Annotated in this window: 24 protein-coding genes; 16 read left to right on the forward strand and 8 right to left on the reverse strand. The window is 64.9% G+C overall.

Going from position 1 to position 23,494, the window contains the following annotated elements:
- The first annotated feature begins 143 nt into the window (after nt 1-143).
- Nucleotides 144-815, forward strand: coding sequence for a response regulator (locus tag B3E91_RS04465; RefSeq protein WP_287028531.1), 672 nt, complete (start codon nt 144-146; stop codon nt 813-815).
- Nucleotides 808-2,196, forward strand: coding sequence for a sensor histidine kinase (locus tag B3E91_RS04470; RefSeq protein ID WP_273228649.1), 1,389 nt, complete (start codon nt 808-810; stop codon nt 2,194-2,196). The genes B3E91_RS04465 and B3E91_RS04470 overlap by 8 nt, the downstream gene beginning before the upstream one ends.
- A gap of 46 nt (nt 2,197-2,242) precedes the next feature.
- Here B3E91_RS04470 and B3E91_RS04475 read toward each other — a convergent pair whose 3' ends face one another.
- The 3 genes from B3E91_RS04475 to B3E91_RS04485 form a co-directional block, all read right to left on the reverse strand.
- Nucleotides 2,243-3,010, reverse strand: coding sequence for a substrate-binding periplasmic protein (locus B3E91_RS04475; RefSeq protein ID WP_287028532.1), 768 nt, complete (start codon nt 3,008-3,010; stop codon nt 2,243-2,245).
- A gap of 72 nt (nt 3,011-3,082) precedes the next feature.
- Complete coding sequence (locus tag B3E91_RS04480; protein WP_287028533.1) at nt 3,083-3,919, reverse strand: HDOD domain-containing protein; 837 nt, start codon at nt 3,917-3,919, stop codon at nt 3,083-3,085.
- Between the two features lie 41 nt (nt 3,920-3,960).
- Nucleotides 3,961-4,896 (reverse strand): YgfZ/GcvT domain-containing protein, encoded by a 936-nt coding sequence (locus B3E91_RS04485; protein ID WP_287028534.1) that lies wholly within the window; start codon nt 4,894-4,896, stop codon nt 3,961-3,963.
- A gap of 118 nt (nt 4,897-5,014) precedes the next feature.
- Here B3E91_RS04485 and B3E91_RS04490 point away from each other — a divergent pair, with 118 nt between their 5' ends.
- Entirely contained in the window at nt 5,015-5,269 is a 255-nt protein-coding gene (locus B3E91_RS04490) for a succinate dehydrogenase assembly factor 2 (RefSeq protein ID WP_287028535.1), read from the forward strand.
- Nucleotides 5,253-5,705 carry a protein YgfX gene (locus B3E91_RS04495; protein ID WP_287028536.1) on the forward strand — a complete coding sequence of 151 codons (453 nt, stop codon included), beginning with the start codon at nt 5,253-5,255 and terminating at the stop codon, nt 5,703-5,705. Before B3E91_RS04490 ends, B3E91_RS04495 begins: the two co-directional genes overlap by 17 nt.
- On the opposite strand, the gene nadB is transcribed toward B3E91_RS04495, so the two are convergent.
- Nucleotides 5,674-7,290, reverse strand: a complete 1,617-nt coding sequence (nadB, locus tag B3E91_RS04500) for an L-aspartate oxidase (RefSeq protein ID WP_286785990.1) — start codon at nt 7,288-7,290, stop codon at nt 5,674-5,676. The two genes, B3E91_RS04495 and nadB, sit on opposite strands and share 32 nt — an antisense overlap.
- A 366-nt stretch (nt 7,291-7,656) precedes the next feature.
- On the opposite strand from nadB, the gene rpoE reads away from it, so the two are divergent.
- The 11 genes from rpoE to pdxJ all read left to right on the forward strand — a co-directional run bounded on the left by rpoE (nt 7,657) and on the right by pdxJ (nt 17,776).
- On the forward strand, nt 7,657-8,241 hold the full coding sequence (rpoE, locus tag B3E91_RS04505) for an RNA polymerase sigma factor RpoE (protein ID WP_090229832.1): 585 nt from the start codon (nt 7,657-7,659) through the stop codon (nt 8,239-8,241).
- 31 nt (nt 8,242-8,272) lie between these two features.
- Nucleotides 8,273-8,860, forward strand: coding sequence for a sigma-E factor negative regulatory protein (locus B3E91_RS04510; protein ID WP_287028537.1), 588 nt, complete (start codon nt 8,273-8,275; stop codon nt 8,858-8,860).
- An 8-nt stretch (nt 8,861-8,868) separates the two neighbouring features.
- Entirely contained in the window at nt 8,869-9,825 is a 957-nt protein-coding gene (locus tag B3E91_RS04515; RefSeq protein WP_287028538.1) for a MucB/RseB C-terminal domain-containing protein, read from the forward strand.
- A gap of 176 nt (nt 9,826-10,001) precedes the next feature.
- The gene (locus B3E91_RS04520; RefSeq protein WP_287028539.1) at nt 10,002-11,432 is read left to right on the forward strand and encodes a DegQ family serine endoprotease; all 1,431 of its coding nucleotides are present in this window, start codon (nt 10,002-10,004) and stop codon (nt 11,430-11,432) included.
- A gap of 159 nt (nt 11,433-11,591) precedes the next feature.
- Nucleotides 11,592-13,391 (forward strand): translation elongation factor 4, encoded by a 1,800-nt coding sequence (gene lepA, locus B3E91_RS04525; RefSeq protein WP_273228639.1) that lies wholly within the window; start codon nt 11,592-11,594, stop codon nt 13,389-13,391.
- Nucleotides 13,392-14,249, forward strand: coding sequence for a signal peptidase I (gene lepB, locus B3E91_RS04530; protein ID WP_273228638.1), 858 nt, complete (start codon nt 13,392-13,394; stop codon nt 14,247-14,249).
- A gap of 66 nt (nt 14,250-14,315) precedes the next feature.
- Nucleotides 14,316-14,693 (forward strand): DUF4845 domain-containing protein, encoded by a 378-nt coding sequence (locus tag B3E91_RS04535; protein ID WP_273228637.1) that lies wholly within the window; start codon nt 14,316-14,318, stop codon nt 14,691-14,693.
- The gene (gene rnc / locus B3E91_RS04540) at nt 14,690-15,379 is read left to right on the forward strand and encodes a ribonuclease III (RefSeq protein ID WP_090229814.1); all 690 of its coding nucleotides are present in this window, start codon (nt 14,690-14,692) and stop codon (nt 15,377-15,379) included. Before B3E91_RS04535 ends, rnc begins: the two co-directional genes overlap by 4 nt.
- Nucleotides 15,372-16,274 (forward strand): GTPase Era, encoded by a 903-nt coding sequence (gene era, locus B3E91_RS04545; RefSeq protein WP_273228636.1) that lies wholly within the window; start codon nt 15,372-15,374, stop codon nt 16,272-16,274. Before rnc ends, era begins: the two co-directional genes overlap by 8 nt.
- A gap of 69 nt (nt 16,275-16,343) precedes the next feature.
- The gene (gene recO / locus B3E91_RS04550) at nt 16,344-17,033 is read left to right on the forward strand and encodes a DNA repair protein RecO (protein WP_287028540.1); all 690 of its coding nucleotides are present in this window, start codon (nt 16,344-16,346) and stop codon (nt 17,031-17,033) included.
- On the forward strand, nt 17,030-17,776 hold the full coding sequence (gene pdxJ / locus B3E91_RS04555) for a pyridoxine 5'-phosphate synthase (RefSeq protein ID WP_090229803.1): 747 nt from the start codon (nt 17,030-17,032) through the stop codon (nt 17,774-17,776). The genes recO and pdxJ overlap by 4 nt, the downstream gene beginning before the upstream one ends.
- 32 nt (nt 17,777-17,808) lie before the next feature.
- On the opposite strand, the gene cmoB is transcribed toward pdxJ, so the two are convergent.
- The 4 genes from cmoB to lon all read right to left on the reverse strand — a co-directional run bounded on the left by cmoB (nt 17,809) and on the right by lon (nt 22,573).
- A complete protein-coding gene (gene cmoB / locus B3E91_RS04560; protein ID WP_287028541.1) occupies nt 17,809-18,777 on the reverse strand; it encodes a tRNA 5-methoxyuridine(34)/uridine 5-oxyacetic acid(34) synthase CmoB in 969 nt (322 codons plus the stop codon).
- Entirely contained in the window at nt 18,774-19,517 is a 744-nt protein-coding gene (gene cmoA / locus B3E91_RS04565; RefSeq protein WP_282338083.1) for a carboxy-S-adenosyl-L-methionine synthase CmoA, read from the reverse strand. Before cmoA ends, cmoB begins: the two co-directional genes overlap by 4 nt.
- 102 nt (nt 19,518-19,619) lie before the next feature.
- Nucleotides 19,620-20,024 (reverse strand): protease inhibitor I42 family protein, encoded by a 405-nt coding sequence (locus tag B3E91_RS04570; protein ID WP_287028542.1) that lies wholly within the window; start codon nt 20,022-20,024, stop codon nt 19,620-19,622.
- 152 nt (nt 20,025-20,176) lie between these two features.
- Complete coding sequence (gene lon, locus B3E91_RS04575) at nt 20,177-22,573, reverse strand: endopeptidase La (RefSeq protein WP_287028543.1); 2,397 nt, start codon at nt 22,571-22,573, stop codon at nt 20,177-20,179.
- A 155-nt stretch (nt 22,574-22,728) separates the two neighbouring features.
- On the opposite strand from lon, the gene B3E91_RS04580 reads away from it, so the two are divergent.
- Nucleotides 22,729-23,484, forward strand: coding sequence for an AraC family transcriptional regulator (locus B3E91_RS04580; RefSeq protein ID WP_282338087.1), 756 nt, complete (start codon nt 22,729-22,731; stop codon nt 23,482-23,484).
- The last annotated feature ends 10 nt before the right edge of the window (nt 23,485-23,494 follow it).

Here is a 23,494-nt window from a genome sequence, read left to right on the forward strand (position 1 = left end):
GGTGGTTCTTGCCACCCTGGCCGGATGCTAGGGGCTGAAACTTTCGCCAGCCTTTCAGCGTGAAAGAAATCTCCCGGTGTCATTCACAGCGGCTTTCTGGCCGTTACACTTCAGCCCGATCGCCCGTCTTCCGGAGTGCCGCCTTGCGAATCCTGCTGGTCGAAGACCACCCCCAACTGGCCGAGAGCGTTGCCCAGGCCTTCAAGGCCGTGGGCTGGACGGTGGACGTGCTGCACGACGGCGTGGCTGCCGACCTGGCCCTGGCCAGCGAGAACTACGCCCTGGCAGTGCTCGACGTGGGGTTGCCGCGCTTGGATGGCTTCGAGGTGCTGGCGCGCCTGCGCGAGCGGGGCAAGACGCTGCCGGTGCTGATGCTCACCGCGCGCGTCGAGGTCAAGGACCGGGTGCATGGCCTCAACCTCGGCGCGGACGACTACCTGGCCAAACCCTTCGAGCTCAGCGAGTTGGAGGCGCGGGTCAAGGCGCTGCTGCGGCGCAGCGTGCTCGGCGGCGAACAGCAGCAACGCTGCGGCCCGTTGCTCTACGACCTCGGCACCCGGCGCTTCAGTCTCGACGACGAGGTGCTGACGCTCACTTCCCGCGAGCAGGCGGTGCTGGAGGTGCTGATTGCCCGGCCGGGCCGGGTGATGAGCAAGGAGCAGCTGGCTTCCCAGGTGTTCGGCCTGGACCAGGAGGCGAGCCCGGACGCCATCGAGATCTACATCCACCGCCTGCGCAAGAAACTCGAAGGCAGCGCGGTGCGCATCGTCACCTTCCGGGGCCTCGGCTACCTGCTGGAACACCAGGATGCGTGAAATCGGCAGCCTGCGCGGACGGCTGCTGCTGCGCCTGGCCGCGCTGCTCACGGTTCTGTTGCTGATAGGCAGCCTGACCGCCTACTTCAACGCCCGCGAGGCTGCCGACACCGCCTACGACCGCACCCTGCTGGCCTCGGCGCGGGCCATTTCCGCCGGGCTCTACGAGACCGACGGCCGGCTCAAGGCCGATGTGCCCTACGTGGCCCTGGACACCTTCGCCTACGACAACGCGGGACGCATCTTCTACCAGGTGACCGACATCGAGGGGAACCTGGTATCCGGCTACGAGAACCTGCCCGGCCCGCCGAAGGGGATGCCGCGCACCAATGACTATCCGGCCCTGGCGCGCTTCTACGATGCGCGCTACGAGGGCGTCGACGTGCGTGTGGTGAGCCTGCTGCGGCCGGTGAGCGAGGAGAGCATCAAGGGCATGGCGGAAATCCGCGTGGCCGAGACCGAGGAAGCCCGCGAGCGCCTCGCACGCGGGCTGCTGGTGGACACCTTGTGGCGCCTCGCGGTGATGTCGCTGGCGGCGCTGGGGCTGGTCTGGCTGGTGGTGAGCGCGGCGCTGCGCCCGCTGACCGAACTGCGCAACGCGGTGGAGGAACGCCAGGCCGACGACCTGCGCCCGTTGCCGGTGGTGGCGGTGCAGGCCGAGCTGAAGCCGTTGGTGGACGCCCTCAACCAGTTCACCGAGCGCCTGCGCGGGCTGTTCCAGCGCCAGGCGGATTTCATCGCCGATGCCTCCCACGAGTTGCGCACGCCACTGGCGGCGCTCAAGGCGCGGGTGGAACTGGGGTTGCGCGAGCGGGAGCCGGAGCAGTGGCATCGCACCCTGGTGGAGGCCGCCGCCAACACCGACCGGCTCACCCACCTGGCCAACCAGTTGCTGTCCCTGGCGCGCATCGAGAGCGGTGCGCGCGCCATCGCCGAGGGCGGCGCGGAGCGCATCGAGCTTGGGGCGCTGGCACGTGAGCTGGGCATGGCGCTGGCGCCGCTGGCCCATGCGCGGGGCATCGCCGTCGCGCTGGAGGCGGAAGACGCGGCCTGGGTGATGGGTGAGCCGACGCTGCTCAACGAGCTCCTGAGCAACCTGCTGGACAACGCGATGGCGCACAGCGCGAGCGGCGGCAACGTCATCCTGCGGGTGGTCGCGCCGGCGACGCTGGAGGTCGAGGACGACGGTCCGGGGATTCCTGCGGCGGAGCGAGACAAGGTCTTCCAGCGCTTCTACCGGCGCAACCCTCAGGTCGGCGGCGCCGGGCTGGGGTTGGCGATCGTCGGCGAGATCTGCCGTGCCCACCTGGCGCAGATCAGCCTCCACGAGGGCGCGCAGGGCGGTTTGCTGGTGCGGGTGCGTTTCCCCGAAGCGGGCTGAGCGGCGGGCGTGGCGCGGACTGTGCGTGCGTTGTGCGGTGGCGCGTTTACCGCGTCATGCTCAGCGACTGCCGGGTTTCCATCAGGTACTGGGCTACCCTTCCGCTGGCGCGCAGGCTGGCCAGGCCACGGTTGAACCGAACCATCAGGGCGTCGTTGCCGGCCACCTTGCGCGACAGCAGCAAGTGCAGGCTGTCGCTGCGCAGCGGCTTGGGGGCGTAGGTGAGGCGCGCGCGCTCGGCGGCGCTGAAGTGGCTGTGCAGCAGGTCCATGGCGACGACGGGATCGATGGGAAACACATCCAGACGGTTCGCCAGGAGCATCCGAAGCCCCTGTTCTTCGCTGGGCAGGCGGACCACCTTGAGTTCGCCGGACTGCTCGGCGCGCTGGAAATCCGCGCCATAGTCATAGCCGTTGATGCCGCCGATACGCAGCCCGCGAAGGTCGGCAACGCGTTGCCAGTTCAGCGTCTCACCCTTGCGATGAAACAGGCTGTAGCCGCTGCTGACCACTTCGGTGCTGACGTAGAACTGCGTGTCACGCTCGGGGCTGCGCAGCCAGACCGCCGTGCCGGCGCGCTGGCCCTGTTCGGCCAGGTGAAGCGCGCGCGCCCAGGGCAGGAATTCCCACTTCACCTGGACGCCTTCGAGGGCGAAGGCTTCGCTGACGATGCGCGAGGCCACGCCATTGTGAGGCAGCTGCTGGCCCAGGTACGGCGCCCACTCGCCGTTGGTGAGGACGACTTCCTCCGCCGCCACGCCATGGCCGAACAGCAAGAGCGAAGCGAACAACAGGTAGGTCAACGACTGGCGCATGGCTAATTCCTTTTGGCCGTCGGGTGAGATGAAACCGCCCCTTATCGGCGGCCCATCATGCGGAGGCGCTGCTCAGCGAAGCATGCTCATCGCCGCTTCCATCGCATTGGACAACTCGTCCTCCGCCTGCATGTCGATGTTCGGATCGAGACCCAGCTTGGCGAAGGCGCTGATGCCGCTCCAGTCCAGCTGGGTGAACGGGTGCTCGGTGCCCAGGTAGCTCTGCAGCGTGGCGACCTGGACGATATCGACGTAATCGACCTTTTCCGAGTTGCGGGTGAAGTCGAGGTACTCGCCGGGCACCACCGCGATCGGCAGCGGGAAATCCCAGGTGCGCAGGATCTTGTCGCCAATGACCGGGTGGATGCGCTCGATCACATGGTTGAGGCTGATCGAATCGTTCATCAGTTCGGCGTGATCCTCGGCGTAGGTGAGGATCGGCAGCGCGCCGATCTGGTGGACCAGCCCGGCGAGGGTCGCCTGGTCAGGCGCCAGACGGGTGTAGCTGCGGCACAGCACATGGCAGATGCCGGCGATTTCGGTGCTGCGGTTCCACACCTCGCGCATCTTGCGATCGATGACGTCGGAGGTGGCCTGGAACATCTGCTCCATGGCCAGGCCCGTGGCCAGGTTGCAGGTGTAGTTGATGCCGAGGCGGGAGACCGCCATCTGCAGATCGGTGATCTCCTTGTTGGTGCGCAGCAGCGGGCTGTTGACCACCTTGATGATGCGTGCGCTGAGCGCGGCGTCGTTGCCGATGACCTTGCTCAGCGCGGGGATGCCGATGTTCGGGTCTTCGGCCGCCTCGCGAACGCGCAGCGCGACTTCCGGCAGCGTCGGCAGTACCAGTTCGTCGTTCTCGATCGCCTGAATCAACTCGTGTTGTACTTTTTCGGCAAGCTTGCTCATGGGTTCTCTCTGAGGTTTCAGGCGTTCTTGGGGGACTGCGCTCAGCGCATGATCTCGCGATCGGCGTCCAGGCTGTAGGGCAGGTCCAGCAGGCGCAGGGTGGGCCCGTCGCTGCTCGCCAGGTGAATCCGGCCGTCGCCGACGGCGTCTTCCTGGAGCACGGCGAGCAGCTCGATGCCGTCCTCCGAGTGGGCGGCGAGCACGACCTCGCCGACGCTGGTGCTATGAACCGGGGAGAACAGTTCCGTGCCCGGAGCGGGCAGGTCGGCGTCACCGGCCAGCCGTTGCAGGCGCCGCTTGAGCTTGCCGAGGTACTGCATGCGCGCGACGATTTCCTGGCCGGTGTAGCAGCCCTTCTTGAAGCTGACGCCGCCGACGGCCTGCAGGTTGATCATCTGCGGAATGAACGTCTCGCGGGTTTCGCCGAAGACCTGGCCGACCCCGGCGCGAATCTGCGTCAGCTTCCAGGCGTCGACGTCGGCCGTTGGCAGCAGGGCGACCAGCTTGCCGAGCAACGTCGGTGCCTGGTCTGCCGGAGCCCAGAGTTCCGCGCGGCCGTTCTCCAGGCGCAAGGCGAGCAGGCCATCCTTTTGCTGCAGCGCGCCGGGCTCCGGTGCCAGGGCGAAGCCCAGTTCGCCGAGGGCCGAATCACCCTCGAACAGGCCGAAACGCGACCAGGCGTCGCTTTCATCGAACAGCTTGGACTTGGAAAACACGGCGTATTTCTTCAGGTCCTCGAGCTGCGGCTGGACCAGTTCGGCGGCCATCGCCAGCAGGTAACCATCGCCCTGGGGCAGGATGCGGAAGCTCGACAGCATGCGTCCCTTGGGCGTGCAGCGGGCGCCGAGACTGTGGCTTTCGTTCAGGTAATTGAGGTTGCAGGTCAGCTGGCCCTGGAGAAATGTGCTCGCATCCGGACCACGAACGGCGATGACGCCCTCGTGGGCGAGTGGGCAGAAAAAAGCGGAGTCGGCCATGGAGTTCGCTGCGCAGGGGTTTGGAGCGTCATCATAGAGTGCCGCTCCCGGGTTGTCAGCGGGTGTCGGCCGAGGGGCAGGTGGCTATAATGCCGGCCTTCACAAAGGAGCCCGCTGCATGGTCGACGATATCGAACTCAACAGACTTTTCTGGCACAGCCGCCGCGGCATGCTGGAACTCGACGTGCTGCTGGTGCCATTCGTGCGCGAGGTCTATCCCAACCTCGACGACGAGGACCGCGCGCGTTACCGCAAGCTGCTCGCTTGCGAGGATCAGGACATGTTCGGCTGGTTCATGCAGCGCGCCGAACCGGACGATCCGGACCTCCAGCGCATGGTCCGCATGATCCTGGACCGTGTCCAGCCCAAGTGATCGATTCGAATGCCACTGGCGACCGTCACGGTGGCTGCTGGCGTTCTACCTGGTCGCGGCCGTGCTGGCCTCGATAGCGGTCATCGTCGCCGACATTCCCTGGCCATTCCGGCTGCTCGGCCTCGTACTGTGTCTCGCCCACGCGGCGTGGTATCTGCCGCGCGACGTGCTGCTGAGCACAGACGCCGCATTTCGCGGGTTGCAGCATGACGAGGATGGCTGGCGGCTGTGGAGCCGGGGCGCCGGCTGGCAGCCTGTTCAACTGCGACCGGACAGCCTGGCGTTACCCTCGATCGTGGTGCTGCGCTTTCGTTTTCCTGGGCAGCGCCGGGTACGCAGCCTGTGCATTCCCCGCGACGCCCTGAGCCGTGCGGAGCATCGGCGCCTGCGGGTCTGTCTGAAATTCAGTCGGCGTAGATGGGCGGCAGCAGAATAGTGTCGTGGGCTTCGGCCTGCATCTCCGGGTAATCCAGGGTGTAGTGAAGGCCGCGGCTTTCGTGACGCTGCATCGCCGAGCGGATGATCAGGTCGGCGACCTGCGCCAGGTTGCGCAGCTCGATCAGGTCGCGACTCACCTTGTAGTTGCTGTAGAACTCGTCGATCTCGTTGAGCAGCAGGCGCACGCGATGCTGGGCGCGCTGCAGGCGCTTGTTGGTGCGCACGATGCCGACGTAGTCCCACATGAAGCGCCGCAGCTCGTCCCAGTTGTGCGCGATGATCACATCCTCGTCCGAGTCGGTGACCTGGCTGGAGTCCCAGGTTGGCAGCTTGCTGGGCAAGGTGACGTCGTCCAGTTGCCCGACGATGTCCGCCGCCGCCGAGCGTGCGTAGACGAAACACTCCAGCAGCGAGTTGCTGGCCATTCGGTTGGCGCCGTGCAGGCCGGTGAAACTGGTCTCGCCTATCGCATAGAGGCCGGGAATGTCGGTGTGTCCATGCTGGTCGACCAGAACGCCGCCGCAGGTGTAATGAGCGGCGGGGACCACCGGAATCGCTTCGCGGGTGATGTCGATGCCGAAATCCAGGCAGCGCTCGTAGACCGTGGGGAAATGTGCCTTGATGAATTCGGCGGGCTTATGGCTGATGTCGAGATAGACGCAGTCTACCCCCAGCCGCTTCATCTCGTGGTCGATGGCGCGGGCGACGATATCGCGCGGGGCGAGCTCGGCGCGCGGGTCGAAGCGCTGCATGAAACGCTCGCCGTTGGGCAGCTTGAGCAGGCCGCCCTCGCCACGCACGGCTTCGGTGACCAGGAAACTCTTCGCCTGCGGGTGATAGAGGCAGGTCGGATGGAACTGGTTGAACTCCAGGTTGCCCACCCGGCAGCCGGCGCGCCAGGCCATGGCGATACCGTCGCCACAGGCGCCGTCCGGGTTGCTGGTATAGAGGTAGACCTTGGAGGCACCGCCGCTGGCGAGCACGACGAAGCGCGCGTGGTAAGTGTCCACTTCTCCGCTGTCGCGATTGAGTACGTAGGCGCCGAGGCAACGCTTGCCGTGCAGGCCGAGTTTGCGCTCGGTGATCAGGTCGACGGCCACGCGCTGCTGCAGCAGCTCGATGTTCGGCTTGCGTCGCGCCTGGTCGAGCAGGGTGTTGAAGATCGCGGCGCCGGTGGCGTCCGCCGCGTGGATGATGCGCCGATGGCTGTGGCCGCCCTCGCGCGTCAGGTGAAAGGCGAAGCCGCCATCCTCGCGGTCCGTCTCGTCATCCGGGGTGAACGGTACGCCCTGGTCGATCAGCCACTGAATGGCTTCGCGGCTGTGCTCGACGGTGAAGCGCACGGCGTCTTCGCGGCACAGGCCGGCACCCGCGACGAGGGTGTCCTCGACATGCGATTCGACGGTGTCGGCGTGGTCCAGCACCGCCGCTACGCCACCCTGGGCCCAGTAGGTCGAACCATTCGCCAGCTCGCCCTTGCTGAGCACGGCGATACGCAGATGGGACGGCAGGGTGAGGGCGAGGGTGAGGCCGGCAGCACCGCTGCCAATGACCAGGACGTCGTGCTGTAAGTGTTGGCTCATGACCAGATTCCGCGGAAGAAGCGGGACCTAGTATATAGAGCAGGGGCTCGGCACAATAGCGGGCTTATGTCGTTCGGTGGTGCTCTGGAACTTTCTAATTCAGCCAGGTTCCATAGCAGGTTACCTAGAAAGGTACGCCCGGCGCTTGTGGTGAAAGTAGTCTCACGGTTGCCCTCACTTCAAGGCTCGGCATAAAGACGTATTCGATGCAGTGGAAAGCCCACTGCCTGATTTTCCAAGCAGAACCTGAGCGGGCTGCTGGAGCTTTGCCTGGAGGGGAGAACTTTTGCGCAACATGTGGGTCTATTTTGCTAAGCCGATCTGTCACGGAGCGCGACCTAACTCCAGGCTCAACGAGGAGTTGTCATGCTAACCCAGGAGCAGGATCAGCAGCTGGTCGAGCGTGTTCAGCGCGGAGACAGAAGGGCTTTCGATTTGCTGGTGCTCAAGTACCAGCACAAGATTTTGGGTCTGATCGTGCGTTTCGTGCACGACAGCCATGAGGCTCAGGACGTGGCTCAGGAAGCCTTCATCAAGGCATACCGGGCACTGGGAAACTTTCGCGGGGACAGCGCGTTCTATACGTGGTTGTACCGGATCGCCATCAACACGGCCAAAAATCACCTGGTAGCACGCGGTCGTCGTCCACCCGACAACGACGTGAGTGCCGAAGACGCGGAGTTCTACGACGGCGATCACGCCCTCAAGGACATCGAGTCGCCGGAACGAGCAATGCTGCGGGACGAGATCGAGGACACGGTCCATCGAACCATCCAGCAGTTGCCTGAGGATTTGCGTACAGCGCTGACGCTGCGCGAGTTCGATGGTTTGAGCTACGAGGACATTGCGAGCGTCATGCAGTGTCCGGTGGGCACTGTACGTTCGCGCATCTTCCGAGCGCGAGAAGTGATCGATAAAGCATTGCAACCCTTGTTGCATGATAACTCCTAAGACAGCGGCGAAAGCCAAGAGAGGAACTGCCATGACTCGTGAATCCCTGCAGGAATCGCTGTCCGCGGTGATGGATAACGAAGCGGACCAACTTGAACTGCGTCGAGTGATCGCCGCCAGCGACGATGCCGACGTACGTGCCACCTGGTCCCGCTACCAGGTCGCCCGCGCCGTTATGCACAAGGAGTTGTTTGTCCCTCACCTGGACATCGCTTCCGCGGTTTCCGCAGCGATCGCTGAAGAGAAGGTTCCAGGCAAGGTTTCGACCGCCTGGCGCAGCGTTGGCCGCCTGGCCGTTGCTGCTTCGGTGACCGTCGCCGTGCTGGCAGGCGTGCGCTTCTACAACCAGGACGAAGTGGGCGGCGTTCAGCTCGCTCAACAGGCTCAGCCTTCCCAGGTAACCGTGCCTCAACAGGTGGCTGGTGGCGCTGTGCTCGCAGGCTTCACCGCCAACGGTGCCCAGGCCGAGACTCCGGTTTCTGCAGACGGCAATCAGGCAGCCTGGCATGACCAGCGTCTGGCTGAGTACCTGCGCCAGCACGCCCAGCAGTCCGCCTCCAACGGTGTCGAAGGCCCTCTGCCTTACGCCCGCGCAGCGAGCCTCGAAGAACAGCACTGAGGGGTTACATGCGCAGTCTCCCCTTGGTGGTGTTGATGGGGAGCTTGTTGGCGACCTCGGCGGCCAATGCCGCCGATGCGCAGGACTGGCTTCTCAAACTGCAAAGCGCCGAGCAACAGAAAAGCTTCCATGGGACGTTCGTCTATGAGCGCGATGGAAGCTTTTCCACGCATGGCATCTGGCATGAGGTGGACGCGAGTGGCGCCGTGAAAGAGCGGCTGTTGCAACTCGACGGTCTTCCTTACGAAGTGCTGCGCACCAACGGCAAAACCGATTGCGCCACCGGTACGCCGGTCGATCAGTCGAGCGAGGCGGGCCAGTCCTGGCTCACCCGCACGCTGGACCCTCAGCAACTCTCTCAATGGTATGACTTGCGCGATGCGGGCGAATCCCGGGTCGCGGGTCGCAATGCCGTTGTCTTGGCACTGGTTCCGCGTGACCAGCATCGCTACGGCTTCGAGTTGCACCTCGATCGGGAAACCGCATTGCCGCTGAAGTCCCTGCTGATCAACGAAGACGGTCACGTCCTGGAGCGTTTCCAGTTCACCGACTTCGTTCCGCAAGAGGCCGGGGATGGCGCCGCCGCCAAGGCGAGCGGCGACTGCAAGCCGGTTCAGGTCGCACAAAGCAAGGTTCTTCCCGATAACGCCTGGCGTTCGGACTGGGTTCCTCCGGGATTCACCCTGAATAGCATTCTCCAGCGACGCAGCCCTGCGTCCTCCGAGCCCGTCGCCTGCATGCTTTATGGCGATGGCATCACCCAGTTTTCTGTATTTCTCGAGCCGTTGCGCGGCGCCCGTTTCGATGATGCGCGTAGCCAACTGGGCCCGACCGTAGCCGTCTCCCGGCATATGCCGACCGCCGAGGGCGAGGTGATGGTGACCGTTGTGGGCGAGATTCCGCTGGGCACCGCCGAGCGAATAGCGCTGTCGATCCGTCCTGGTGAAGCGCAAAGCCTGCAATGAGCGAAGAAAGGCGTGATTTCGTAGTATCCGTCGTCCTGCGAGGCTCATAGATGCAAATGCCCATTTCCTGATTCTCAGCCTTGTGCTGATGTCGAGTTGCGCCGCCTGGGGTGGCGTACCAGACTCGCGGTGCCTTCGGGCGCGTGCCGAGTTTTTTTTGTTTCCGGGGAGGCCCCATGTTCAAAGCAAGTTTCAAATCCTATCTGTCGGGTGTCGCGGCGCTGCTGCTGATGTCCCAGGCGCTGGTGGCGAAGGCGGAACTGCCTGATTTCACCGGACTGGTGGAAGCGGCTTCGCCCGCGGTGGTTAACATCAGTACCACGCAGAAACTGCCCGACCGCGGCGTCGCGCAATCGCAGATGCCCGACCTCGAAGGTCTCCCGCCGATGCTGCGGGAATTCCTGGAGCGCGGGATGCCTCAGCAGGGGCCCAACGCGCCCAAGGGTCGCCAGCGTGAAGCGCAGTCCCTGGGTTCGGGTTTCATTATTTCCGATGATGGTTATGTCCTGACCAACAACCACGTGGTCGCCGATGCCGATGAGATTCTCGTGCGCATGCCCGATCGCAGCGAGCTCAAGGCAAAGCTGATCGGTGCCGATCCGCGCACCGACGTGGCGTTGCTGAAAATCGACGGCAAGAACCTGCCGACCGTGAAGATCGGCAACTCCGAGGCGCTCAAGGTCGGTGAGTGGGTGCTGGCCATCGGCTCGCCGTTCGGTTTCGATCATTCCGCGACCTCCGGCATTGTCAGCGCGAAGGGCCGCAGCCTGCCGAACGAGAGCTACGTGCCGTTCATTCAGACCGACGTGGCCATCAACCCGGGTAACTCCGGCGGTCCGCTGTTCAACCTGAAGGGCGAAGTGGTCGGGATCAACTCGCAGATCTTCACCCGTTCCGGCGGGTTCATGGGCCTGTCGTTCGCCATCCCGATCGATGTCGCGATGGACGTCGCCAACCAGTTGAAGACCGGCGGCAAGGTCAGCCGCGGCTGGCTGGGCGTGGTGATACAGGAAGTGAACAAAGATCTCGCCGAATCCTTTGGTCTCGACAAACCGGCCGGTGCGCTGGTTGCCCAGGTCCTCGACAACGGCCCGGCGGCGGCTGGCGGTCTGAAGGTCGGCGATGTCATTCTCAGCCTCAACGGTCAACCGATTGTGATGTCCGCGGACCTTCCGCACCTGGTCGGTGCGATGAAGTCGGGGTCCAAGGTCAAGCTGGAAGTCGCCCGCGAAGGTCAGCGCAAGACGCTCGAACTGACGGTCGGCGCGCTGCCGGCGGAAGGCGAGGAGATGTCGATGGGCGGCGCCGAGGAAGGCGTCGAGCGCAGCAGCAACCGTCTGGGCGTGAAGGTGGTCGAGCTGACCGCCGAGCAGAAGAAATCCCTCGATCTGCAGGGCGGCGTGGTCATTCGCGAGGTGCTCGACGGTCCCGCAGCGCTGATCGGCCTGCGTCCGGGTGACGTGATCACCCACCTGAACAACCAGTCCATCGATTCGGCGAAGACTTTCACCGAAGTTGCTCAGCAACTGCCGAAGAATCGCTCGGTATCGATGCGTGTACTGCGTCAGGGACGTGCCAGCTTCATCACCTTCAAGCTGTCCGAATAGCGGCTAAAGGCCATTGGAGCGATGTGAAAAGGGGCGCTGCGAATCGCCCCTTTTTCATGCCTGCAATCCTGCTCGGGCGTGACCTTTGAGCAGGCTATCGGGTACACTTGCCGGCTATTTTTCGGCGGGATTCTTCCGCGGTCTTTCGAGTGTTGATCCGTGAGTGATCTGAGTCATATCCGCAACTTTTCCATCATTGCCCACATCGACCACGGCAAGTCGACGCTGGCGGACCGCTTCATCCAGATCTGCGGCGGTCTTTCCGATCGCGAGATGGAGGCCCAGGTCCTCGACTCCATGGATCTGGAGCGTGAGCGCGGTATCACCATCAAAGCCCACAGCGTAACGCTGCACTACAACGCGCAGGACGGCAAAACCTACCAGCTGAACTTCATCGATACCCCCGGGCATGTCGACTTCACCTACGAAGTCAGCCGCTCTTTGGCGGCCTGCGAAGGCGCGCTGCTGGTGGTGGATGCCGGCCAGGGCGTCGAGGCGCAGTCGGTGGCGAACTGCTACACCGCCATCGAGCAGGGCCTGGAAGTGATGCCGGTGCTGAACAAGATGGACCTGCCCCAGGCTGAGCCGGAGCGGGTGAAGGACGAGATCGAGCACATCATCGGTATCGACGCGACCGACGCGGTGGCGTGCAGTGCCAAGAGCGGCATGGGCGTGATCGATGTGCTCGAGCGTCTGGTCAAGGTGATCCCGGCGCCGACCGGCGACATCGAGGCGCCGTTGCAGGCGCTGATCATCGACTCCTGGTTCGACAACTATCTGGGCGTGGTCTCGCTGGTGCGGGTACGCCACGGGCGAATCAAGAAGGGCGACAAGGTACTGGTCAAGTCCACCGGCAAGATCCATCAGGTGGACAGCGTCGGGGTATTCACTCCCAAGCACACCAGCACCGAGGACCTCAAGGCCGGTGAAGTGGGCTTCATCATCGCCGGCATCAAGGACATCCACGGCGCGCCCGTGGGCGACACCCTGACCCTGTCGAGCACGCCGGATGTCGACGTGCTCCCCGGCTTCCAGCGGATCAAGCCGCAGGTGTATGCCGGCCTGTTCCCGGTCAGCTCCGACGATTTCGAGGATTTCCGCGAAGCGCTGCAGAAGCTGACGCTGAACGACGCCGCGCTGCAGTACGAGCCGGAAAGCTCGGAAGCGCTGGGCTTCGGTTTCCGCATCGGCTTCCTCGGCATGCTGCACATGGAGATCATCCAGGAACGCCTGGAGCGCGAGTACGACCTCGACCTGATCACCACCGCGCCAACCGTGGTCTTCGAAGTGGTGATGAAGAACGGCGACACGCTCTACGTCGACAACCCGTCCAAGCTTCCCGATCTCGCCTCCATCGAGGAAATGCGCGAGCCGATCGTGCGCGCCAACATCCTGGTGCCGCAGGAACACCTGGGCAACGTCATCACCCTGTGCATCGAGAAACGCGGCGTGCAGCGTGACATGCAGTTCCTCAGCAGCCAGGTCCAGATCAGCTACGATTTGCCGATGAACGAGGTGGTGCTGGACTTCTTCGACCGCCTGAAATCGGTGAGCCGCGGTTATGCCTCGCTGGACTACGCGTTCGACCGCTTCCAGTCGGCCAACCTGGTCAAGCTCGACGTGCTGATCAACGCCGAGAAGGTCGATGCGTTGGCCTTGATCGTGCATCGTGACAAGGCGCACTACAAAGGCCGCGCCCTGACCGAGAAAATGAAAGAGCTGATCCCGCGTCAGATGTTCGACGTCGCGATCCAGGCCGCCATCGGCGGTCAGATCGTTGCGCGGACGACCGTGAAGGCGTTGCGCAAGAACGTTCTTGCCAAGTGCTATGGCGGCGATGTCAGCCGTAAGCGCAAGCTTCTGGAAAAGCAGAAGGCCGGTAAGAAGCGAATGAAACAGGTCGGTAGCGTGGAAATTCCCCAGGAAGCCTTCCTCGCCGTACTCAAAGTGGATAGCTAGATGTCGTCGATCAATTTCCCGTTGTTGCTGGTCATCGCGGTGGCCGTTTGCGGCTTCCTCGCGCTCATCGATCTGCTGGTGCTGGCGCCGCGTCGGCGTTCTGCCATCGCGGCCTACCAGGGCAGCGTCGGGCAGGCCGATCCCGTGGTGGTGGAGCGCCTGAACAAGGAGCCGCTGCTGGTCGAGTACGGCAAGTCGTTCTTCCCGGTGCTGGCCATCGTGCTGGTGCTGCGGTCGTTCCTCGTCGAGCCCTTCCAGATCCCATCCGGCTCGATGAAACCGACCCTTGAAGTGGGCGATTTCATCCTCGTCAACAAGTTCGCCTACGGCATCCGCCTGCCGGTGCTGGACAGCAAGGTGATCGAGGTGGGCGATCCGCAGCGCGGTGACGTGATGGTGTTCCGCTACCCCAGCGATCCCAACGTCAACTACATCAAACGAGTGGTCGGGCTGCCGGGCGACAAGGTGCGCTACACCACCGACAAGCACCTGTTCGTCAACGACCAGCCGGTTGCCGAGCAACTGATCGGCGAGGAGCCGGGCACCCTCGGCAGCGCGGTGCTCTACAAGGAACAGCTGGGCGAGGCCGAGCACCTGATCCGCAAGGAGATGAGCCGTTACCGCGCCGAACCCGGCCGCGAGTGGACGGTGCCCGGTGGTCACTACTTCATGATGGGTGACAACCGCGACAACTCCAACGACAGCCGCTACTGGAACGATCCGAAGATTCCGAAGGACGTTCTCGGCATGGTTCCGGACCGCAATATCGTCGGCAAGGCCTTTGCGGTCTGGCTGAGCTGGCCGGATCCGAAGATGAGCAACCTGCCCAATTTCAGCCGGGTCGGTCTGATCCACTGATTCGTCGACGGCGCCTCCGGGCGCCGCTGCGTTTCCCCATCGGAATACATGACATTGAGGTCGAGCATGAAAGGTGCGCGTTCGCAGAAAGGCTTTTCGCTGTTGGGCTGGATGCTGGTCCTGGCACTGGTCGCGTTCTTCGCCAGCGCGGCGTTCAAGATGATCCCGCACTATCTCGACTACATGTCGATGGAGAAGATCATCACCTCGGTGGAAACCGAGAAGGCCTCGCAGATCCGCACCATTCCCGAGTTCTACAGCCATGTCAGCCGGGGCATGCAGATCAACAACATCCGCGACCTGAACGTCAACGATGCGGTCAAGGTCGAAGTGGTGAACAACGACTTCCGCGTTCACCTCCAGTACGAAAAACGCGAGCCGCTGATCCAGAACCTCGATCTGGTGGCCCGTTTCGATAAAGAATTTCGCGTAAGAATGCCGTGAACCCACAGTTGGCCCGTCTCGAGCGTCAGCTCGGCTACACCTTCAAGGACAGCGAGCTGATGCTCCTGGCCCTCACTCATCGCAGCTTCGCCGGACGCAACAACGAGCGTCTGGAGTTCCTCGGCGATGCGATCCTCAACTTCGTCGCCGGTGAGGCGCTGTTCGAGCGCTTCCCGCAGGCCCGCGAAGGCCAGCTGTCGCGCTTGCGCGCGCGGCTGGTCAAAGGCGAGACACTGGCGCTGCTGGCGCGCGGTTTCGACCTCGGCGAATACCTGCGTCTGGGCTCGGGCGAGCTGAAGAGCGGCGGTTTTCGTCGCGAGTCGATCCTGGCGGATGCGCTGGAAGCGCTGATCGGCGCGATCTATCTCGATGCCGGGATGCAGGCCGCCCGCGAGCGCGTGCTGGCCTGGCTAACTTCCGAGCTGGACAGCCTGACGCTGGTCGACACCAACAAGGACCCGAAGACGCGCCTGCAGGAGTTCCTCCAGTCGCGCGCCTGCGAACTGCCGCGTTACGAAGTGGTGGATATCCAGGGCGAACCGCACTGCCGGAGTTTCTTCGTCGAGTGCCAGATTTCGCTGTTGAACGAAAAGACCCGCGGGCAGGGCGCCAGCCGGCGTATCGCCGAGCAGGTAGCGGCCGCCGCCGCCCTAATCGCCCTGGGCGTGGAGAATGGCAATGAATGATGAAAGCGTGACGCGTTGCGGCTATGTCGCCATCGTCGGCCGTCCCAACGTCGGCAAGTCGACCCTGCTCAACCACATTCTCGGGCAGAAGCTGGCGATCACTTCGCGCAAGCCGCAGACCACCCGCCACAACATGCTCGGGATCAAGACCGAGGGCGCGATCCAGGCGGTCTATGTCGATACTCCCGGTCTGCACAAGAACGGCGAGAAAGCGCTCAATCGCTACATGAACAAGACCGCGTCGGCCGCCCTGAAGGACGTCGACGTGGTGGTCTTCGTGGTCGACCGCACCCGCTGGACCGATGAGGACCAGATGGTTCTCGAGCGCGTGCAGTACGTCACCGGGCCGGTGATCGTCGCGGTGAACAAGACCGATCGCCTGGACGAGAAGGGCGATCTGCTGCCGCACCTGAAGTGGCTTTCCGAGCAGTTGCCCAATGCCGAGGTGGTGCCGATTTCCGCCCAGCACGGGCAGAACCTCGAGCTGTTCGAGAAACTGGTGGCCGAGCGGCTGCCGGAAAACGAGCACTTCTTCCCCGAAGACCAGATCACCGATCGCTCCAGCCGCTTCCTCGCCGCCGAACTGGTGCGCGAGAAGATCATGCGCCAGCTCGGCGCCGAGCTGCCGTACCAGATCACCGTGGAAATCGAAGAGTTCAAGCAGGAAGGCCGCATCCTGCACATCCATGCGCTGATCCTGGTCGAGCGTGACGGGCAGAAGAAGATCATCATCGGCGAGAAGGGCGAGCGGATCAAAAGCATCGGCCAGAACGCCCGCAAGGACATGGAAGTGCTGTTCGACTCCAAGGTGATGCTCAACCTCTGGGTCAAGGTGAAAGGCGGTTGGTCCGACGACGAGCGCGCGCTGCACTCGCTGGGCTACCACGACCAGTAAACCCCGCACCCTCCGGCGCCCGTGCCCGTCGCGGGCGTACGTTTCCGAACCGCCGCAGTGTCCCCGCCCATGAGCCAGCTCGCGTTCGTCCTGCACAGTCGGCCGTACAAGGAAACCAGCGCGATGGTCGACCTGTTCACGCGCGAGCAGGGTCGTCTGCGCGCCGTGCAGCGCAGCGCCAGGGGCAAGTCGGGAAGTGGCGCGCGGCCTTTCCTGCCGCTGGACGTCGAACTGCGCGGGCGCGGCGAGCTGAAGAGCATCGCCCGCCTGGAAAGCGCCGGCATTCCCAACCTCCTGGCGGGCGAGGCGCTGTTCAGCGGCTTCTACCTCAACGAGTTGCTGATCCGGCTGCTGCCGGCCGAAGTCGCGCACCCGCAGTTCTTCGAGCACTACGCCGCGACAGTCGCGGCGCTGGCCCAGGGGCGGCCGATCGAACCGTTGCTGCGCGCCTTCGAATGGCGCCTGCTGGACGAGCTGGGCTATGGTTTCGCCCTGGACACCGACCGGCATGGCGAAGCGATCGCTGCCGACGGCATCTACCGGCTGCTCACCGACGCCGGCCTGGAGCCGATCGGCCAACTGCAGACAGGCTCGTTCCATGGCGCCGACCTGCTGGCCATGGCCGAGGCCGACTGGTCTTCTCCCGGCGCGCTGGCCGCGGCCAAGCGCCTGATGCGCCAAGCCCTGGCGCCCCATCTGGGCGGCCGACCGCTGGTCAGCCGCGAGTTGTTCATGACCCTCAAGGAGCCTCCCAAGTGAGTGACCTCAATCGCATTCTGCTGGGCGTCAACATCGATCACGTCGCCACCCTGCGCCAGGCCCGCGGCACGCGTTATCCCGACCCGCTGAAGGCCGCGCTGGACGCCGAGGAAGCTGGCGCCGACGGCATCACCCTGCACCTGCGCGAAGACCGCCGACACATCCAGGAACGCGACGTGCGGGTGATGAAGGACGCCCTGCAGACGCGGATGAACTTCGAGATGGGCGTCACCGAGTCGATGCTGGCGTTCGCCGAAGGCATTCGCCCGGAGCACATCTGCCTGGTTCCGGAAACCCGCCAGGAACTGACCACCGAGGGTGGCCTGGATGTCGCCGGTCAGGAAGAGCGCATCCGCGACGCGGTCGAGCGCCTCGGCCGGCTGGGCTGCGAGGTGTCGCTGTTCATCGACGCCGAGGAACGCCAGATCGCCGCCGCCAAACGCATCGGCGCGCCGGCCATCGAGCTGCACACCGGGCGCTACGCCGACGCCGAGACGCCGGCCGCCGCGGCTCAGGAGCTGCAGCGTCTGCGCGACAGCGTGGCCTTTGGCGTGGCCGAAGGGTTGATCGTCAACGCCGGCCACGGCCTGCATTACCACAACGCCGAGCAGGTGGCGGCGATCAAGGGGATCCACGAGCTGAACATCGGCCATGCCATCGTCGCGCACGCGCTGTTCGTCGGTTTCAAGGCCGCGGTGCTGGAGATGAAGCACCTGATCGTCGCGGCAGCCGGGCGCCGCTGAGGATAGCCGGGGGCCTGCCGTCTGCCTTCAGGTCACGGCTTGCGCGCGACCAGTACCGCGCGACGCGGGGCGGGCAGGCCTTCGACGGTGCGGCGGTGGTCCTCGGGATCGAGGAATTCGGGCAGCGACTGGTAGCGCATCCAGTCCGTCGCGCGCTGTTCCTCGACCGAGGTGATGCTGACGTCCACGCAGCGCACGTCGACGAAGCCCGCGCGGCGCAGCCACAGCTCCAGTGCCGGCACCGACGGCAGGAACCAGACGTTGCGCATCTGCGCGTAGCGATCCTCGGGAACCAGCACCTGCTGGGCATCGCCTTCCACCACCAGGGTTTCCAGCACCAGTTCGCCGTCGCGCACCAGGCAGTCCTTGAGGTCGAGCAGGTGGTCGATGGGCGAGCGACGGTGATAGAGCACGCCCATGGAAAACACCGTGTCGAAGCCTTGCAGCTTGCCGGGCAGTTCCTCGAACGCCAGCGGCAGGTGCCAGGCGGGCAGCTCCGGCAGGTAATGCTTCATCGCCAGGAACTGGCAGAGGAACAGCCAGTTGGGGTCGATGCCGACCACCGCGTCCGCTCCGGCGCCGAGCATGCGCCACATGTAGTAGCCATTGCCGCAGCCGACATCCAGCACGCGCTTGCCGGCCAGGTCCAGGTGCGGGGCGACGCGCTGCCATTTCCAGTCCGAGCGCCATTCGGTGTCCACGTGCACGCCGAACAGGTGGAAGGGTCCCTTGCGCCAGGGAATCAGGCCGCGCAGGGCGGTTTCCAGCGCTTCGCGGACGGAGTCGTCGCGCGGGCCGTCGAGACTGAACGCGTGCAGCAGGTCGACTTGCCCGGCGTGCAGCGGCGGCAGCGCCTCGACGGCGGCATACCAGCGCGGCAGGTCGCCGTGGCCGATGGCCAGCTTGGCATCGATCTGTGCCGGCAGGTCGGCGCTCCAGTCCTGCAGCGGGCTACCGGCCAACCGGGCCTGCAGGGCATCGAGGTCGAAGCGGCCGATCATGGCAGGGCGATCAGCGAGGCGAAGTTGAGGCACTGGAACCACGGCACCACCTTGCTGAAACCGGCCGCCAGCAACCGCTCGCGGTGCTGTTCCAGGCTGTCGGGCTTCATCACGTTCTCGATGGCGCTGCGCTTCTGCGCGATTTCCAGCTCGCTGTAGCCGTTGGCGCGTTTGAAGTCGAGGTGCAGCTCGTTGAGCAGGGCGTGTTCCTCGGCGTCCTCGAAACGCAGTTTTTCCGAGAGGATCAGCGCACCGCCGGGCAGCAGTGCCTGGCGGATACGGCCGAGCAGGGCGAGGCGCTGCGTCGGATCGATGAACTGCAGGGTGAAATTCAGCGCCACCAGCGACGCCGGCTGGAACTCCAGGGCGAGGATGTCGGCGTCGATGACCTCCACCGGCAGCAGTTCCTGGAACATCGAATCCTGCGCGTGCAGGTATTCGCGGCAGCGCTCGACCATCGCCGGCGAGTTGTCGATCGCGATCACCCGGCAGCGCTCCGTGCGCACGTGGCGGCGCAGCGCCTGGGTCACCGCGCCGAGGGAACTGCCCAGGTCATAGAGCGCGGTGTCGGGCTGGGCGAACCGTGCGGCGAGCACGCCGAGGTTCTCGACGATGGTCGGGTAACCCGGCACCGAGCGCTTGATCATGTCCGGAAACACGCGCACCACGTCCTCGTTGAAGACGAAGTCCGGCACCTGCTGGACGGGCTGGGCGAAGAGGCGGTCGGGCTGTTGTTTCACGGTGGTCACTACCGGCGCTGTGCGGAAAGGCCGGCATTCTAGCCAAGCCTGAGCGAATGCCAAAGCCGGCACGCCGGCTGGTCGTATTCGGGCGGCGTGGCATCACTCGGCGTGCAGGGCGCACTCGAAGGTCCGGGCCGGGGCGCCGTCGGCATCCCACGCCTGCTGATAACGCAGCGCCAGGAGCGCGTCGCCGGCGTTCGCCACCTGGAAGCGCCAGGTCGACTCGCCGCCGCTGCCTACCAGGTCGCCACTGTCTTCCGGGTTGGCGTAGACCTCCGGGCCGAGGCTGCGCAGCACCGCGGGAGCGGCGTCGAGCAATTGCCAGCGGTAGCCGCTGGTGGGGTCGCTGGGCAGGCTGAGCACCAGCGTCTGGCCCTGGTACAACTTCAATGGATGGCATCGGGAAGCCTGGCTTTCTTCCAGGGTCACGGTAGCGGGCGGCTTGCCGGCGCAGCCGCCGAGCAGCAGGACGGCGGGCAGGAGCAGGCGGAGCGGAACGGACATCGACGGATACCTCGAAGGGGATGCCGCCTTACTCTACCCAAAACCGTGCCAGCTGGGTCGGTTCGAGCGCGCCGCCGCCCGGGCTGGCGGCGGACAGGAGCGCGACCGGCATGGCCGCGCCCGATCGTCATCACGGCGCCGGGCGCCAGCCATCAGGGGAAGAGCACGTTCGCCACGTCCGCGAAGCGCTTGGCGAAGTGCACGGTGATGCCTTCCTTGAGATAGTCCGGCAGTTCCTTGAAATCGCCGCGATTGGCTTCCGGAAGGATCAGCTCGAAGATCTTCTGCCGCCGCGCGGCGATGACCTTCTCGCGAACCCCGCCGATCGGCATCACCTGGCCGGTCAGCGAGAGTTCGCCGGTCATCGCCACGCCTTTCTTCGGCGCCTGCTCGCGGGCCAGCGACAGCAGCGCGCTGGCCATGGTCACGCCGGCGCTGGGGCCGTCCTTGGGCGTGGCGCCGTCGGGCACGTGGAGGTGGACGAAGGCCTGGTCGAAGAAGGTCGGGTCGCCCTTGAACGCCTTGAGGTTCGAGCTGATGTAGCTGTAGGCGATCTCCGCCGACTCCTTCATCACCTCGCCGAGCTGCCCGGTGAGCTTGAAGCCGCGGTTGAGCGTATGGATGCGCGTGGCCTCGATCGGCAGGGTGGCGCCGCCCATGCTGGTCCAGGCCAGACCGGTGATGATGCCGACCCCGGACAGCACCTGTTCGGTACGGAAGTGCGGCATGCCGAGGGATTCTTCCAGGTCCTTGGGCGCGATCTTGATCTTCGCCTGCGGGTCGTCGAGCAGCTTGATCACCGCCTTGCGCACCAGTTTGCCCAGCTGCTTTTCCAGTTGGCGCACCCCGGCTTCGCGGGCGTAGCCCTCGATCACCAGGCGCAGGGCGGCGTCGCTGATACCCAGGCGGTTCTTCGGCACGCCGGCTTTTTCCAGCTGCTTGGGCCACAGGTGGCGCTTGGCGATGGCCAGCTTCTCCTCGGTAATGTAGCCGGACAGGCGGATCACTTCCATGCGGTCGAGCAGCGGGCCGGGGATCGAGTCGAGGGTGTTCGCGGTGCAGACGAAGAGCACCTTGGACAGGTCCAGGCGCAGGTCCAGGTAATGGTCGAGGAAGTCGACGTTCTGCTCCGGGTCGAGGGTCTCCAGCAGCGCCGAAGCCGGATCACCCTGGTAGCTCTGGCCCATCTTGTCGATCTCGTCGAGCATGATCACCGGGTTCATCACCTCGACATCCTTCAGCGCCTGCACCAGCTTGCCCGGCTGGGCGCCGATGTAGGTGCGCCGGTGGCCCTTGATCTCGGCCTCGTCGCGCATGCCGCCGAGGCTGAAGCGGTAGAACGGCCGGCCCAGGGATTCGGCGATGGACTTGCCGATGCTGGTCTTGCCGACGCCGGGCGGGCCGACCAGCAGCACGATGGAGCCGGCGATCTCACCTTTGAAGGCGCCCACCGCGAGGAACTCGAGAATGCGGTTCTTCACATCGTCGAGGCCGGCATGCTGCGCGTCGAGCACCTTGCGCGCGTGCTTGAGGTCGAGCTTGTCCTGGCCGAACACGCCCCAGGGCAGGGCGGTGGCCCAGTCCAGGTAGTTACGGGTGACGGCGTATTCCGGCGAGCCGGTCTCGAGGATGGACAGCTTGTTCAGCTCCTCCTCGATGCGCTTCTGCGCGGCCGGCGGCACGGTCTTGCCCTCCAGGCGGGCGCGGAATTCGTCGGTGTCGGCGCTGCGGTCGTCCTTGGTGATGCCCAGCTCCTGCTGGATCACCTTCAGCTGTTCCTTGAGGAAGAACTCGCGCTGGCGCTCGCCGATCTTGCGGTTGACCTCGGCGGACAGCTCCTTCTGCAGGCGCGCCACCTCGACTTCCTTGCGCAGCAGCGGCAGCACCTTCTCCATGCGCTTGAGCATCGGCACGCAGTCGAGCACTTCCTGCAGCTCGATCCCCGGCGCCGTGGTCAGCGCGGCGGCGAAGTCGGTGAGCGGGGAGGGGTCGTTGGTGCTGAAGCGGTTCAGGTAGTTCTTCAGCTCCTCGCTGTACAGCGGGTTGAGCGGCAGCAGCTCCTTGATCGCGTTGATCAGCGCCATGCCGTAGGCCTTCACCTCGTCGCGCGGGTCCGGCGGGCTCTGCGGGTAGTCCACCTCCACCAGGAACGGCGGCCGGTGGCGCTTCAGCCAGCCACGGATACGCACCCGAGAAAGCCCCTGGGCGACGAACTGCACCTTGCCGTTCTCGCGGCTGGCGCGATGGATGCGCACCAAGGTGCCGTGCTCGGGCAGGCTGCTGGTGTCGAAATGGCGGGGGGCCTCCGGCGGGTTCTCCATGAAGAACAGCGCCAGACAGTGGTGATCGGTCTTCGCCACCAGCTCCAGGGTTTCCGCCCAGGGCTCCTCGTTGACGATGATCGGCAGCACCTGCGCCGGGAAGAACGGCCGGTTGTGGATCGGAATGATGTAGACCTTGTCCGGCAGGGTCTGCCCGGGCAGCGCCAGTTTTCCTTCCGAATGGATGACTTCTTCAACGAGTTCAGCGGTGATGTCCTGGTCGCTCATGGGGCACCTGTAATCCGTGTATGCAGATCTAGATGGGTCGGTGCAGCGAGGAATTCAATGGCACCGCGGTGGAACCTGCCGTCGACCGGCCGATATTGGGAAAAAAGGCGTCCTTCCAGTAGAATGCGCAAAATTTGATCAGCCGTGATCCGCCCATGCTCAAAGCCCGCCTCATGTGCCTGGATGCCCAGGCCCACGAACATGCCCATGACTATCACCAGTTGGTGATGTCCCTTTCCGGGCGCGCGGAATTCGAGGTGAACGGTGCGGGCGGCGAGGTCTGCCGGATGCGCGCCTGCCTGGTGCCGGGTGATGCCGAGCACGAGTTCGCCGGCGTGGGTGACAACCGCATGCTGATCATCGATATGGACGGCGAGGAGTCCAGCGCCGAGGATCTCCAGTTGCTCATGCGCCTGTTCGAGATTCCGCGCTACCCGGCCCTCGATCCGGACTTCCAGAACCTGCTCAACTACGCCGGCGCCGAACTCACCCGCTACGGCAGCGACCCGGCGTTGTCGCGCGCCCTCGGCGGCCTTTTGCTGCGTGCCATGCACCTGCGCCTGTTCGGCGAGCACGCGCCGCAGGTGCGCGGCCCGCTGGATCTGGAACGGCTCGACGCGCACATCCAGGACAACCTGGCGCGGCGCATCAGCGTGGCCGAACTGGCGCAGGTGGCCTGCCTCAGCCCGAGCCACTTCCACGTCCAGTTCAAGGACAGCGTCGGCCTGACCCCTCACCAATACCTGCTGAAGACCCGCCTGGACCGCGCCGCCCGGCTGTTGCGCGAAAGCCCGCTGCCGCTGGTGCGCATCGCCGGCGAGTGCGGGTTTTCCAGCCAGAGCGCGCTGACCACCGCCATGCGGCGCTACCTGGGCCTGACGCCGAAACGTCTGCGCGGCAGCGACGCCTGATCTGCCGTTC

Origin of the sequence: Pseudomonas sp. UBA6310 (genome assembly GCF_002438225.1) — a bacterium.
GTDB classification, from domain to species: domain Bacteria; phylum Pseudomonadota; class Gammaproteobacteria; order Pseudomonadales; family Pseudomonadaceae; genus Pseudomonas_O; species Pseudomonas_O kuykendallii.

Bases quoted from the DNA above. Each gene is read 5' to 3' on its own strand.
- B3E91_RS04470 (WP_273228649.1), top strand. From the start codon at position 808: ATGCGTGAAATCGGCAGCCTGCGCGGACGGCTGCTGCTGCGCCTGGCC.
- B3E91_RS04475 (WP_287028532.1), bottom strand. From the start codon at position 3,010: ATGCGCCAGTCGTTGACCTACCTGTTGTTCGCTTCGCTCTTGCTGTTC.
- B3E91_RS04480 (WP_287028533.1), bottom strand. From the start codon at position 3,919: ATGAGCAAGCTTGCCGAAAAAGTACAACACGAGTTGATTCAGGCGATC.
- B3E91_RS04485 (WP_287028534.1), bottom strand. From the start codon at position 4,896: ATGGCCGACTCCGCTTTTTTCTGCCCACTCGCCCACGAGGGCGTCATC.
- B3E91_RS04490 (WP_287028535.1), top strand. From the start codon at position 5,015: ATGGTCGACGATATCGAACTCAACAGACTTTTCTGGCACAGCCGCCGC.
- nadB (WP_286785990.1), bottom strand. From the start codon at position 7,290: ATGAGCCAACACTTACAGCACGACGTCCTGGTCATTGGCAGCGGTGCT.
- rpoE (WP_090229832.1), top strand. From the start codon at position 7,657: ATGCTAACCCAGGAGCAGGATCAGCAGCTGGTCGAGCGTGTTCAGCGC.
- B3E91_RS04510 (WP_287028537.1), top strand. From the start codon at position 8,273: ATGACTCGTGAATCCCTGCAGGAATCGCTGTCCGCGGTGATGGATAAC.
- B3E91_RS04515 (WP_287028538.1), top strand. From the start codon at position 8,869: ATGCGCAGTCTCCCCTTGGTGGTGTTGATGGGGAGCTTGTTGGCGACC.
- B3E91_RS04520 (WP_287028539.1), top strand. From the start codon at position 10,002: ATGTTCAAAGCAAGTTTCAAATCCTATCTGTCGGGTGTCGCGGCGCTG.
- lepB (WP_273228638.1), top strand. From the start codon at position 13,392: ATGTCGTCGATCAATTTCCCGTTGTTGCTGGTCATCGCGGTGGCCGTT.
- B3E91_RS04535 (WP_273228637.1), top strand. From the start codon at position 14,316: ATGAAAGGTGCGCGTTCGCAGAAAGGCTTTTCGCTGTTGGGCTGGATG.
- era (WP_273228636.1), top strand. From the start codon at position 15,372: ATGAATGATGAAAGCGTGACGCGTTGCGGCTATGTCGCCATCGTCGGC.
- recO (WP_287028540.1), top strand. From the start codon at position 16,344: ATGAGCCAGCTCGCGTTCGTCCTGCACAGTCGGCCGTACAAGGAAACC.
- cmoB (WP_287028541.1), bottom strand. From the start codon at position 18,777: ATGATCGGCCGCTTCGACCTCGATGCCCTGCAGGCCCGGTTGGCCGGT.
- B3E91_RS04570 (WP_287028542.1), bottom strand. From the start codon at position 20,024: ATGTCCGTTCCGCTCCGCCTGCTCCTGCCCGCCGTCCTGCTGCTCGGC.
- lon (WP_287028543.1), bottom strand. From the start codon at position 22,573: ATGAGCGACCAGGACATCACCGCTGAACTCGTTGAAGAAGTCATCCAT.
- B3E91_RS04580 (WP_282338087.1), top strand. From the start codon at position 22,729: ATGCTCAAAGCCCGCCTCATGTGCCTGGATGCCCAGGCCCACGAACAT.